This window comes from Shewanella sp. MTB7, from assembly GCF_027571385.1.
GTDB lineage: Bacteria > Pseudomonadota > Gammaproteobacteria > Enterobacterales > Shewanellaceae > Shewanella.
Map to the genome: position 1 here is coordinate 918,230 of NZ_CP085636.1, position 13,369 is coordinate 931,598.

Sequence of the window (13,369 nt, forward strand, 5' to 3'; positions counted from 1 at the left end):
GTGTACAGTAGTTGATTTTTATTCAGTTGAGAATCTTATCTGGAAGGTATAGTCGCTATGTTCTAGAAACAAAGGGGGGTTACACGGCTCTATTTAATTGTTTCTTGTGCTAAATCCTGTGATTTTTAATCACTGAACAATTATTAATAATATCAAACAGCATCAAACCAATGACTGATTGTGTAAATATTAAGGCGATTTGGCATTTATTTGCCTAAGCTGTAATTGATTGTGGCTCTGTAGCCACTTAAGTTTAAGTCATAGTAAAAACACCACGGAGTTTAGTGGTGGATATAGTTGAGAGAAGGAGTTCTTCTGATGCGTTTGGTGGCTACATGGATGTTACTGTTTTACTTATTCTGCGCTCATTCGACTGCGGCTCAAGTGATTGTGAATGATTCTGTTATCGAATATCCCCTTCCAGAACAAGAGCTACGCCTTATTTTTTCGATGCAGAAAACCTACTGGCCAGATGGCAATAAAATTCATGTTTTCATTCTTTCTCCAAGCTCTGAATTGCATAAAGAATTTTGTTTTCAACAGCTGGATATGATGCCTTATATGTTGCAAAGGCGATGGGATCGTCTGGTTTTTTCAGGAACAGGTGAAAGGCCACAGATAGTAAAGTCCGAAGCTGAAATGAAATTGTTGATTTCACAAACCCTAGGTGCCATTGGCTATGTCAGTAACAGAGTATCTTTTACTGGAGGTGGTTATGTCTACACCCGTTAAATGCAATATATTAGTGATGTTATCAATTGTCTCTTCAACTTCGTTTGCTACAGAACTGCAGTTCAGTGGCTTTATCGGACAAGGCTATGTTACTGCAGATGATACTCAATTTATTGTAGGTAGCGATGATCAGGCTTTTGATATCACAGAGGCGGCTTTTGCTGTCTCATGGAAGCCTGTTGAACATGTTAGAGTTGCTAGCGCATTAAGTTTTAGACAATGGGGGGATCTTTATAACTCTGCAGTGAAGTTCGATTACCTCTTTGCTGAGTTCACACATCAGCTTGGTGAGCAGACCTTAGGTGTACGTGGTGGTTTATTTAAAACTGAAATAGGCTTCTACTCCAGTACTCGTGACGTCCCTTTTACCCGTCCTAGTATCATGTTGCCTCAATCCATCTACAGTGACTATTTTCGTGATGCTCAACTGCACGTTGAAGGGGGAGATCTATTTGGGACGCATCAGATTTTCGATGGCATGCTCAATTGGCAACTGACTTTTGGTAAAATTGATGTAACCGAAGATTTAGAGCGTAACGTGATGGGAGGGACTGATTTAGGGAAATTTGATTCTGAACATTATTATGCTGCGGATATCGAGTTTCAAAATAACAGTATTAGACTTGGTGTGACCTATTATGATGCAGAGGTGAGCTATAGCCCTTCTATTATTGGTGGATATTTCCCCGGCGATATCCAATTAATTAATTGGGTGTTTTCTGGTCAGATTAGGTATAAAAACTTTGAGCTAACAGGCGAGTATCTAACTGGCGATAGAATGATTAATGGCCTCGTTTTACCTGCTGAATTTGGAGAGCTTAAAGAACCAAGCTTAGGTTACTACATGGATCTAAGAAGCTACCTTTCTAACGAGGTTGAAGTTTTTGTTCGATTTGATAAGCATATTGACAATTCAAATGATAGCAATGGTCATGATTATGAGATGAGTACTGGTTCTCCAGCCTATTTTGCTTACTCCGATGATTGGACGTTTGGCGCGCGCTGGTACCCAAGCCATGATTGGTTATTGGCTATCGAGTATCATCAAGTGGAAGGTGCTTCTTGGGTTACGCCAGTGATATTGCCCAACTCCTCCGTGCAGTCAAAGCATTGGTCCATGTTTGCTATGCAAATCTCATATCGATTCCAGTGGTGAATCAATGACATTCCCTGATAATAAAAGCTTTTTTTTCAGTTTAAAATGGAAACTTTTGATAGCGGTTCTAGTCATGCTAACGATGCTAGGTGGAGTATTGGGCGCTTTTACATTCAATCAACTCCTCAATCAGCAGAACTATTTGCTCGAGTCTCAACGAACTCAGCTATCTCAAAATCTAGATAGTGCTATTTCATTAACTGTTGATAATTCCATGGTAGCTGCAGAGCAAATTGCTTTACTGATTAATGAGCAGAAGAGTGTTACATCTGATATCAGTCAATATCAGATTATGTTGGACAAACGTTGGGCAGATATTCAGCTTCATTGGGAGCTTGAAACCATGCGTCTTATGACACCGTCTGGAGATATGTTAGCCCATGCTGGAAAATCAATTGATGTGGATGAGCTTCAATGGTTTGAAACTGGACAAACAAATGGTAAGCCTCGTTGGCAGATCGTTTGCCATCAGGAATGTGTGATTCAAGTCTTAGTGCTTACTTTAATTAATGGTGATCCTTTTCTACTGTTTATCGAGTCAGGTTTAACTCGTATTCTGTCCATTTTTAGAGTCACTGAAACTTTCGAATTAGCTGTGCTAGGCTCGAGGGTTGAGCATCCCGTAGGTCAACACTATTGGGATCGAGAGTTATATGGTTTAAGCAATAAACGCACTAGCTTACCTTTGTTGGAGCAAGTCGCGGAGTTTTTCTCATGGGAACATATTGTCAAGAATGGCGGTGTTTACGAGGTCAATAATGAGCATTCTGCAATCTGGGTGTTTCCTTTAGCAGAGGGTAGTAACTCTCCAGTCGTACTGGTAATTAATAACATTGATAATTGGCAGCGACTCCTAAATGAGTTTCAAGAGAGTATGTTAGGCACTTTATTAATTACCCTATTGTTATCTGGTTGTCTGGTTATCTTAGTGGCTTGGGCGCCAGTGGTTAGCTTAAGTCGTCACGCGACTCTGTTACCTTTGCTTGCCGAGCATGAGTTTGAGACGTTAAAACAACTGTTTCCTAAAACGACTTCATTATTTGTAGATGAAGTCGATCTGATTAATATCGCTACTCATCAGCTTGCCGACAGGCTGCAATTTCTTGAATTAGAAGTTGATGAATATACCGCTGAGTTAGAACGGCTTGCCATGTTAGACACATTGACGGGGCTACCTAATAAGGCAATGTTAATGCATGAGTTGAATAAGACGATAGCCTGTGTGGGAAGCACCCAAGATCAAGTCGCCTTGATGTACCTAGATCTTGATGAGTTTAAACGGATTAATGACTCCTTAGGCCATACTCAAGGAGATGAACTATTAAAAATCGTTGCTACTAGATTAAGTAATAATGTCAGAGCTATGGATACCGTATTTAGGCAAGGTGGTGATGAGTTTCTTATTCTGTTGAGGGGAATACGTTCTGATCAAGATGTTCGAAAGGTTATTCATCAAATTTTCTCCTCTTTGCAGCAACCTGTAGCCCTAGGGAATCACAAATTGATCATTACAACTAGCATAGGAGTTGCCTACTGTAAAAGCATGAGTATGAGGGCTGATGAACTCATAAAGTATGCGGATCTGGCTATGTACCAAGCTAAAGATGCCGGTCGCAGTAACTATCGTGTATTTACCGAAGACATGCTACTTAAAGCCAATAATAAATTGATGATTGAGCAAGACATTGGCACGGCAATCGAGCAAAAGCAATTGTCTCTTTTTCTTCAACCAATTGTGGCTCTTCCAAATGCAGAACTTAAAGGCTTTGAGGCGCTTATTCGTTGGTTTCATCCTGAACGAGGTTTGATTATGCCCGGAGATTTTATTCCGGATATTGAGGATAGCGAAGCCATCATTCAGGTCGGTAATTATGTATTGGAAGAGGGAGGAGCCATGTTATCTCGTCTAAGAAAGCAAGGTTGGAACGATCTGTATTTAGCGGTAAATCTCTCTGCTAAGCACTATATGGATACAGGCCTTATTCCACTGGTTCAGCATATCTTATCTAAGTATGATCTTCCTCCCGAGAGTTTGTTATTAGAGGTGACCGAGGAGAGTGTGATAGAGCAAGTGGAGCTGGCGATGTCATCGATGAAGTCGTTAAAGGAGTTAGGAGTGCGTATCGCAATCGATGATTTTGGTACTGGTTACTCATCCCTTAGTTATCTTAAACAGCTGCCCTTCGATGTATTGAAAATCGATAGGTGTTTTATCTCTGAAGTGCTCAATGAAAGTATCGACTCACATATCGTTAGCACCGTTATCGATCTTGCTCACAACTTAGGTCGTACAGTGGTCGCTGAAGGTATAGAGATACAAGAGCAGGGAGATTATTTAGCCTGTTTAGGATGTGAATTAGCTCAGGGATACCTCTATTCTAAACCGTTAGATGAAGAGAAAGTATTCGCGATATTGAGCATGATAGAGGAGGGTAGGATTTGGCCTGTAGAGCAAACTCCCCAATTAGGAAAATTAGGGAGTTAAGTTGCGTTTCACAAATCACTGACAACAAGGGTAAATTCGGCTCACATGGCTTATGTTTGATCCCCTATCGTGCCTGTATTACTGGCTGGAACTTTTAATTCCGATGTTGCAGTGTCGGTTTCTGTTACCACAGATTTAACCTTTTCATTCTTAGGGAGAGGCTTAGCTTCAAGAGACTGGGCCACTGTTGGTGCGAGCGCTTTAGGTTTCTTTGGTAATAGACTCATCAATTTATTAGCAATATCGGTGTTGTTCTGGTAACCATTAAATAGTGTGGATGCGGGGCCTGAAGCAAAGACTTGAACATCAACGCCCGTATGACCAGCGGTTGTCCAGCCAGTATAGGATCTAAGGTCAATGATTTTTTTAATCGCCGTAGTCATAACATCCATACCTTGCATACGAGCCAGAGAAAGTTGAGTGACCTCTTGAGGACTAAGTTCGAAACCAAGTTGAGTGCTAACTTGTGACTGCCAATCCCCATTGGCAAGCGCGAATGAAGCTATGACATCTGGGCTTTTTGATACGCCGTTAATGATATCCGTCTTCCAAATATACTCCCCATTTGCACCTATGCTTAAGCCGCCAGTATTATGATCAGCTGTGACTACCATCAAGGTATCGTTATGTTGACGTACGAACTGCTCAACCACTTCGATCGCATTGGCAAACTCATCCATCTCTGCCATGGCGGTTGCAATGTCGTTATTGTGACCCGCCCAATCGATTAGACTTCCTTCGATGAGAAGCACAAATCCATCCTTATTCTGTGACAGTAACTCTAGGGCTTTAGCTGTCATCTTACTCAGCTTATGAGCATCTGGTTCGTTGATTGCCCAAGGAAGTTGGATATCGGCGAATAGACCAATCACCTTAGGTGCTGTAATGGTATCTAATTGGGAGAAATCTGAGATATGTTGGTAGCCTTTAACCTCAAACTTTTTGAGTAGCTTAGGGGGGAAGTAACGTTGACCACCACCTAACATCACGTCGGTATCAGTATCGAGTAAACTTGTTGCTATCTCATCATAATTACGGCGACTTTCATTATGAGTGAGAAAAGCGGCCGGAGTCGCGTGATTAATCTGAGAGGTGACAGCAATACCGGTGGCGAGCCCTAATTGTTTAGCTTTTTCCATAATGGTGGTGAGGGGCTGTTTTTGCGTATCGACGGATACCGCACCATTGTATGATTTAACTCCAGTGGCTAAGGCTGTTGCTGCGGCAGCTGAGTCAGTCACATAACCACTGACTTTAGCGGGATATGTACTGGCAGTACCCACTAATAACCTGTCGAATACGGTCTGCTCAACCTCTTCAGTGTCCGGGTTATTTTTATAATACCGATAGGCGCTGGTATAGGCAGGGCCCATACCATCACCAATCATAATGACGATATTCTTAGGAACACTAGGTGTCGTCCCCATCATGGTTAGACTGGGACTATCGCTATTAGCATGGGCTAAGCCAAATAGGCTGCCAGATAGAATAAGTAAACCGCTACAGAGGGAACGAGTTAGTGTCATTGAATATGCCTTTACGCTGATTTAATTCGAGATTCGATTGCATCCATTAGCATGCCAGTAATATCGACATCAAATGCGGCTTGTATCTCTTTGATACAAGTTGGGCTGGTGACATTAATCTCGGTGAGCTTGTCACCTATAACATCGAGTCCTACAAAAATCAGTCCACGTTTCTTAAGTTCAGGTCCGATAGCACGTGCTATTTTCCAATCACTTTCAGACAGTGGTTGAGCGACGCCGCGTCCGCCTGCTGCTAAGTTACCTCGCGTTTCTCCTTTTTGAGGAATACGGGCTAACGAATAAGGCACTGGCTCGCCATCGACCACTAAGATACGTTTGTCACCAGAGGTGATATCGGGAATAAAGGCCTGCACCATAGTGTATTGCTGACCATGGTTAGTTAAGGTCTCGATAATCACGCCTAAGTTAGGATCGTTTTCTTTAACCCTAAAGATGGAACTACCACCCATGCCATCTAATGGCTTAATGATGATGTCCCTTTTCTCCTGGTGGAAATGACGGATCCGCAGCTCATCTCGAGTAACGATGGTTTCAGGTGTGAATTCAGAGAACCAAGCGGTAAACAGTTTTTCGTTCGCGTCGCGCAGACTTTGAGGTTTGTTGACGATAAGTACGCCTTCCTCTTCCGCTCTTTCAAGCATATAAGTTGCGTAGATGAATTCAGTGTCAAAAGGAGGATCTTTGCGCATCAAAATAACGTTAAGATCCGCAAGAGGTGTGTCGATAGATTCACCTAAGTCAAACCAATTTGTTTCATCCTGCTGAACACTTAAGGTTCGCATTGTTGCCATTGCTTTGCCATTGACCATAGCCAGATCTTTCATCTCCATATAGAAGAGTTCATAACCGCGGCTTTGAGCGGCGAGTAACATGGCGAAGCTTGAGTCTTTCTTAATATTAATATCAGTGATGGGGTCCATCACTATGCCGAGTTTGATCATGAATTTGTTCCTTGTGCCATCAATATCAATGGTCTTAAATTGGGTTTATTAAATGTGAGGGATTAGGGATTATCCCATATCTCCAAATTTTAATTGCAGGGCGCTAATTGCGGTTAACGCTGCTGTTTCTGTTCTTAATACTCGGGGACCAAGCAGAACATCGGTAAAGTGATGTTGCTCCGTCATCAATATTTCGGTGTCAGAAAGTCCACCTTCAGGGCCAATTAACAGCCTGACTTTAGGTGATGTTAAAGATAGACCGCCTATGCCATGAGCAGCTCTAGGATGTAGGTTTAATTTAACTGAGCCTGTTTGTTGGGCGCTCCACGCTTCAAGCGTCATAGCGGGTCTTATTTCAGGTACCCGACTGCGGCCAGATTGCTCACAAGCCCCAATGACTATCTTTTGCCATTGTTGTATTTTCTTCTCCAATCGCTCACCGGTAAGCTTTACACCACAACGTTCAGAAAACAGTGGGGTAATCGTGTTAACCCCAAGCTCGACAGATTTCTGTATGGTGAAATCCATGCGATCTCCGCGGGAGATCACTTGTCCTAGATGAAGGTGAAGCGGTGATTCACTTTGGTTTAGAGTCGCAGATAAGACCTTGACGGAGACATTTTTCTTACTGGCTGAGATGATCTCTGACAGATACTCCTGACCATCGCCATTAAACAAGCTGATCTGTTCGCCAGTATTCATGCGTAGCACGCGACCGATATGTGATGCGGGCTCGTCATCAAGCTCTATTACATTGCCAACTGATAAGGGCGATGCCTGATATATTCTTGGGATTCTCATCTATTTCCTACTCCGCAAGCGATTGCGTAATTGCCTGTGCGTCACAAAGATTCTTTACAAAGGGATTATGATTCCCTTGAGTGCGGGCGATTTCTCTATCCCTGACACACTCAATAGTATCAACTGGATAAGTTTTATCCCATGCCTTAAATAGTTTTAATTGGCTTTTTGCTATTTTTAAACTGTATGCCTGCTGCATGTAGAGATACGTTCGGGCTATTTGACCTCGTGTATAGCTAGGAGGCTCAGCTTTTCTCGATTTGAAATCGATAACCATATTGCACTGACCATATTGCTCAGGTGTTGCGTTCCATTGGCTGAATCGATAGTTACTTCTATCGCCATTTACTTCGCCTATGGCGGGGACTAAATTGTGTAAATCAGATTCCATCTTTTTGAATAATTGATCTTTTTTGCCACAGTTTTTACGTCCCCCCTCTTGCCAGCATTGACGTTGATGGCCGAACTCCCAGGCCGGTACGATATGTTCCCATTCGATACGAGCAGCGCGCTTCTGCTGTTTTCTGACCAGATAACCACAATTTGAAAAGTCCGTTTGCCATTTCTTGCCGTTAATTTTGATATCACAACCACAATAGAAACTGGTGGCGGGTAGAGAGCGTGAATAGATCTCTTTTGCACGTTTCTTTGCTTGATAAAAGCTAGTTGGATGAGAACCTGAAGCATAAGCCGATGCTGAAAACAGCAGTGATAGCCCTAAACCTATCAATAAGGCAGAGCCGATTTTATTAAGCGGTGACAATCTAAATCCCTAAAGGAGCGACGGGTATAAGCATCGCTCCAAATGCTAATTGGCAAAGCTTATTGTTTGCCTTGTCAGGGATTTTACGGGATGAACAGAGGAAAGCAAAGTAAGGGTTAAAAACAGATGAATTAGAGGTTAAGGGTTAACTCTTTTTTGCAGCGTCGACATCGGTATTGAGTTTCGCCTCTGACGACCTTGTTATGGCGTCTGATGCTTAGACTCACGGGCCCACAATCACATTGATAAGAGAAGTGTTTTCCCGCTACTGACTGAGTATCCATACTATGAGTCGTGCTTGGTGATAACTTAAAGACCCGTATCATCAATGCTTGCCACTCCCTACCGTGGGGTTTGACTCTGCCGTACATCTGGTGTGCCAGCAGGTGGCAAATTTCATGGGGGATCACTTCATTAAAGAAGGTATCTTGGTTTTCAGCGAGCAAGGTGGCATTAAATCTGAGTAGATTCTGATGTAAGTGAGCAGTGCCAGCGCTTTTCCCTCTAAGTTTAAAATTGATCTCAGGTCGTATAAAGCTCTGTTGTAGCTGAGATTCGGCGATAAGATAGCACTGAAGTACTCGCTCAACTGCATGACTGTGTAGTTTAGAGTCAAACTGATATCTTAGGCTCTTAAATTTAGTCTTAGAGACAGAAGGCTTAGGTTTTTGTGTTTTATGGCTTGGGGGAAATAAGTTAAACATTGGGTTGTTTCACAATTAGTATGTTGCGCTGTATTAACACATCGAACATGTTCAGGCCACGGTAGTTTCATCATTACTAATTTGCTTATAAGTGTCCATGATTTATTTACCTAATAGAATATTTTAACTTACCAAAGGTTCTGCACAACAACTCAGAGTGTAGATGGTTGCCTTTATTCTTGATACGACAGCCATAGACGTAATGCAATTAAGATTTTTAGTAATTTGCTGACTATGAACATTGCAGTTGACTATAGGGGGGATGGTTTATATCAGCGAGTAGAGGTATATCTACTCTACTATTCGCTGAGTTTTAAAAAGTATCTAACATATTACATGTAGTGATATTTAATTTAGATTACCTTGCTTTCGTTCTAATTCGGCTGCATAGCTGAAGTAATAGTTACGATTTGGCGCATTGTACTCTTGGGCTGCTAACGCTCTTAAAGCAAAAATCTGTGCTTTAACCACTTGTGTTTTATCAAGATCATCTAAGTAACTTAGATGATCTGTCAATATGAGTGCCCATTGGTGATTTTTTATTTTCATAGCTTTATCTAGTTGTATCATTAACTTATCATGTCCTCCGGCAAGGAGTGCAAGTTGCTCTGCCATTACCTTATTAGATAAAGGATTTAGATGGGTTGGATTACCATCAAACCAACCTAACATGCCAGCATAGATAGCCCGTGAAGCGTGACTTACTGTTCCGTAAAACTCTGTCAGATAGGGCTTGTTCTGGAGATGTGTTGGTAATTTAATTGTCTGGGCAATGGTTACAGGATCCAGACCTTTATTCATTCCCGCTGTGGTTTGTTCATACACTGACGCAATCGCTTCACTGTAATCCAATAGTGCTTGAGTCGCAGCGACTTGTCCCAATATGGGGCTAGTATGTCCGCCGACAAGTACATTAGGTTCAAATGTAGCCATTGTTGCTACAGATTCTGACCAGATTCTTAGATCTCGATACGGCGTACCTCTAATGGCATAAAGATTAAGAAATGCCTGATAAAAATTATCGCCACTAAATAGAACCTGCTCATTGGGCAGCCAAATAAACATAGCGTCACTGGTTTCACCAGCCGCTGGGTAAATTTCAATATCAATGCCTGCTATTGTAGTTTTATAGTTCTGATGAATTTTTAAACTCGGCGGGATAAATCCCTTTCCTCTGTCGTGATCAATAGTAATAGCCTGAGCGACACCTCGGTTGCTTTGATATTCAGGCTCTAGCAACCTGCCAAATTGCCGAGTTTCTCTTTTTGCCATCACAACATCAAGCACCTTGTCCGTACCATGATGATTTCCCATATTGGCATGACCAATCACTTCCACTTGTTGTCCTTGGCTAAACGTCGAAGCTCCCCCCGTATGATCACCATGACTATGTGTATATATGATTGCTTTAACTGGCTTTGTAGAATGTTTACGGAAATCAATTAGCGCATTGTTTGCGCTAGTCGGTCCCATTAACGTATCTATGATAATCACGCCATCTTCACCAACAATCATCGATGAGGTAGCACCATGGTATCCCACTGCGGTGTAGATATTGGGGGCTACCTTAACTATCCGCTGCTCAAAGTGTTGCTCATGTTGTTTAAGCATGGCGGAAGCTACATCTACCGAGACCAAAGTTGATGCCGATAATGGAGCGCATAATGCTGCGCTAAGTGATAAAAAGTACAAAATATGTTTCATTAGAGTGCCATTAACATGGTTTAGATAGCGATATACTAAGACAATAAAATAGTATGTGGCAGGTTAAAGCTGCACTGAAAATGGTAAAACTTGTGCGCCCTTATCACGAAATTTCTTAGGTGTTATTCCTAGATATCGATTGAAAAACTTTATGAAATTGGTTGTTTCATCGAAACCTAAACGTTCAGATAACTGATTGATATTCAAAGGGCTAGTCACCAGTAGTCGCTTTGCTTCAAGCACTATCTGATTATCTATAGTTTTCTTTAAGGTATAACCACTCACTTTAAGACATACACTATTAAGCTTGCTGTAGCTCATAGCCATATATTGTGCATAGTCTTTGGCATGTCTTGTGGTACACATGTGACTTTGAATCAATTCAAGTAATTTTTGATATTTAATCTGCAGTCGTGGCTCACCGCCTGCCAGCTTATGAGCTTGACTGATACTAATTAATAGATTTGATAATATGAGTTGGTTACTAATGGCTGGTAAAGGTAGATTTTGCTGCAGGGCTATAAGTGCTATCGTATTATCTATCACAGTAGAAAGAGTTAAATCTGGTTGCCAAACAGGTCGTTGTTTACACAATTGTAGACAATTATCAGGTATCAGAGCCTTTATCTCTTGATAGTAATCATCAGTAAAAACTAACAATTCACCTTGAAGCTTACTCTTAGAGTCGTATGCATGGATTTGACCGGGTGCAATGTACACCATATCCCCAGGCTTATAGTCATAGCTTTCAAAGTCAATATAATGAGTTCCATAACATTTTGCTCGGTATAGACAATGAAAGCTCACTCGATGTAAGTCTGTTGGAGGTGGTGAATACTGCTGCCCCCGTCTCCACAGCACTTCTAAGCACAGATACTCTATATTATTGTGATGTTGTCTATAGATGACATTGGGGATATTAGGGGGAGTGGTCAAAATTACTTTAGCCTAGAAAAATTTTCAATTTATGGATATGAGCAAGTGTTACATATAAAACGCCTCCATATTCTGATAGCTACTGCAATTAAACTCGATATTTATCGATAAGATTGAATCTCACATCAAAATTTTTTACCGCAATAAAAATACTCAGCGTCTTAATGTTCAAGGTCCCGCTTCGAATCCTGGATAAGCTTCATATTGCTAAATAGCTTAATTACACAAGGAACCTCTGTCCTCCTCTTGGTCATAACACCCATTGTCAATTCTCTTCGCCCTGTAAGAGCGAAGAGAATGTTATTTACTTAGCTGCTTTGAACGAACGCAACCATCCGTATGTCAATGGTGCCAGACATAGCATAAAAAATGCATAGGCAATCATGCAGTAATGGGCCATATTTCCACCAAATAAACTCCAATCATCTTCACCACAGCCACCTGTTGGGGCGAATTCAAAAGGTAGCCACTCATCGAGAGGCAGGTTCAGTGGGAAGCGTGGTTCAGTTGAGCAGGCAGAACCTGCAGCATCACCAGCAGCTGCAAAGAAGTCCATAGAAGCATCAACCACCATATGTGCAGCATCATGGATCTTCATCAATTCAACTGACCACATCCAGCCCTGAATGATTGCGTACCACGCCAATAATAAGCCTAAGAACTTGAGTATGTGATTCTTTGGATCGATCAAGATGATCAGACCCGCGATCACGATACAGCACTGGCTGAAGCGAATGTAAACACATAGCTCACAGGGATCCATCGCCAAGAACAGTTGGAAGTAGAAGATGGCAGACAGAATAAGAAATAGTGCCGCTCCGGCCATGACGAGCCAAATGGGCCTTTGGTCTTGCATGTGCGTTAAGCTGTCGGCTGGGGTGGCCTTAAACTGCCCCCAGAACGCTTTCAATCGTTGCTGCAATGACATATAACCCCTTACTTAGCAGACAGTTCAGCGATAAGCTCTTTGAGCATATCCATAGAGCGAATTGATTTGGTGTTAATCAGATATTTACCGTTAACGGTAATCGCCGGCACCCCCTGGATCTTAGCGACTTCAACACCTTGGTCCCATTTGGTCATTAGTTGCTTTACTTTTGGGTCTTGAGCGTAAGTATCAAACTCAGCGCGGCTCATGCCTAATGTGTCTAAGGTAAACGCAATGGTCGAGTCAGCATCTTTAAATTTGACCTTTTTCACATGGTACTGATCGTAGTAATTGGCTTTTAGCTGCTTAAATATCTCATCACCTTTGATCTCTTTCGCGATGGCTAATGCAGTGGATTTTTCTACGCCAAAGGGTGGCTTGCTAGTGATGTGGTATTGATCCATTGTGCTACCAGCGGGCAGAAGATCTTTATTGGGGATCCCCGCTTTTTCATATTTGTAGCAGAAAGGGCAGTTAATCGAGTAGATCTTCACGACTTGGTTAGGCGCATTGAATTGAGCCACTTCTGGCAATACTTGATATTCCACTCCCTCCGTGATTGCAGCGCTGGCTGACAAAGAAAATAATAATGAAGTTGCAAGTATAGTTAGATATTTCATAATGATCTCGAAGTGATTTGTGGTTTTGTAAATACATACATAAATTATTTAA

12 protein-coding genes are annotated in these 13,369 nt (G+C 41.9%); 3 read left to right on the top strand and 9 right to left on the bottom strand.

Going from position 1 to position 13,369, the window contains the following annotated elements; translation table 11 throughout:
* Positions 1-318: 318 nt before the first annotated feature.
* The 3 genes from HWQ47_RS03760 (at position 319) to HWQ47_RS03770 (ending at position 4,373) form a co-directional block, all read left to right on the top strand.
* Positions 319-732: a hypothetical protein gene (locus HWQ47_RS03760; RefSeq protein WP_269969857.1), complete on the top strand. Its 414-nt coding sequence runs from the start codon at positions 319-321 to the stop codon at positions 730-732.
* Positions 716-1,888, top strand: coding sequence for a hypothetical protein (locus tag HWQ47_RS03765; protein WP_269969858.1), 1,173 nt, complete (start codon positions 716-718; stop codon positions 1,886-1,888). Before HWQ47_RS03760 ends, HWQ47_RS03765 begins: the two co-directional genes overlap by 17 nt.
* Positions 1,889-1,961: 73 nt before the next feature.
* Entirely contained in the window at positions 1,962-4,373 is a 2,412-nt protein-coding gene (locus HWQ47_RS03770) for a putative bifunctional diguanylate cyclase/phosphodiesterase (RefSeq protein WP_269969859.1), read from the top strand.
* 50 nt (positions 4,374-4,423) lie between these two features.
* On the opposite strand, the gene HWQ47_RS03775 is transcribed toward HWQ47_RS03770, so the two are convergent.
* The 9 genes from HWQ47_RS03775 to HWQ47_RS03815 all read right to left on the bottom strand — a co-directional run bounded on the left by HWQ47_RS03775 (position 4,424) and on the right by HWQ47_RS03815 (position 13,317).
* Complete coding sequence (locus HWQ47_RS03775; protein WP_269971654.1) at positions 4,424-5,803, bottom strand: alkaline phosphatase; 1,380 nt, start codon at positions 5,801-5,803, stop codon at positions 4,424-4,426.
* Between the two features lie 107 nt (positions 5,804-5,910).
* Positions 5,911-6,861, bottom strand: coding sequence for a glutathione synthase (gene gshB, locus HWQ47_RS03780; protein ID WP_269969860.1), 951 nt, complete (start codon positions 6,859-6,861; stop codon positions 5,911-5,913).
* Positions 6,862-6,930: 69 nt separating this feature from the next.
* Complete coding sequence (rsmE, locus tag HWQ47_RS03785; protein WP_269969861.1) at positions 6,931-7,662, bottom strand: 16S rRNA (uracil(1498)-N(3))-methyltransferase; 732 nt, start codon at positions 7,660-7,662, stop codon at positions 6,931-6,933.
* Positions 7,663-7,669: 7 nt separating this feature from the next.
* On the bottom strand, positions 7,670-8,407 hold the full coding sequence (locus HWQ47_RS03790; RefSeq protein ID WP_269971655.1) for an endonuclease: 738 nt from the start codon (positions 8,405-8,407) through the stop codon (positions 7,670-7,672).
* A 149-nt stretch (positions 8,408-8,556) separates the two neighbouring features.
* A complete protein-coding gene (locus HWQ47_RS03795; protein WP_269969862.1) occupies positions 8,557-9,129 on the bottom strand; it encodes a SprT family zinc-dependent metalloprotease in 573 nt (190 codons plus the stop codon).
* Between the two features lie 348 nt (positions 9,130-9,477).
* The gene (locus tag HWQ47_RS03800) at positions 9,478-10,833 is read right to left on the bottom strand and encodes an alkyl/aryl-sulfatase (protein WP_269969863.1); all 1,356 of its coding nucleotides are present in this window, start codon (positions 10,831-10,833) and stop codon (positions 9,478-9,480) included.
* 63 nt (positions 10,834-10,896) lie between these two features.
* On the bottom strand, positions 10,897-11,769 hold the full coding sequence (locus HWQ47_RS03805; RefSeq protein WP_269969864.1) for a helix-turn-helix transcriptional regulator: 873 nt from the start codon (positions 11,767-11,769) through the stop codon (positions 10,897-10,899).
* Between the two features lie 304 nt (positions 11,770-12,073).
* Complete coding sequence (locus tag HWQ47_RS03810) at positions 12,074-12,697, bottom strand: disulfide bond formation protein B (protein ID WP_269969865.1); 624 nt, start codon at positions 12,695-12,697, stop codon at positions 12,074-12,076.
* Between the two features lie 8 nt (positions 12,698-12,705).
* A complete protein-coding gene (locus HWQ47_RS03815) occupies positions 12,706-13,317 on the bottom strand; it encodes a thiol:disulfide interchange protein DsbA/DsbL (protein WP_269969866.1) in 612 nt (203 codons plus the stop codon).
* Between the last annotated feature and the right edge of the window lie 52 nt (positions 13,318-13,369).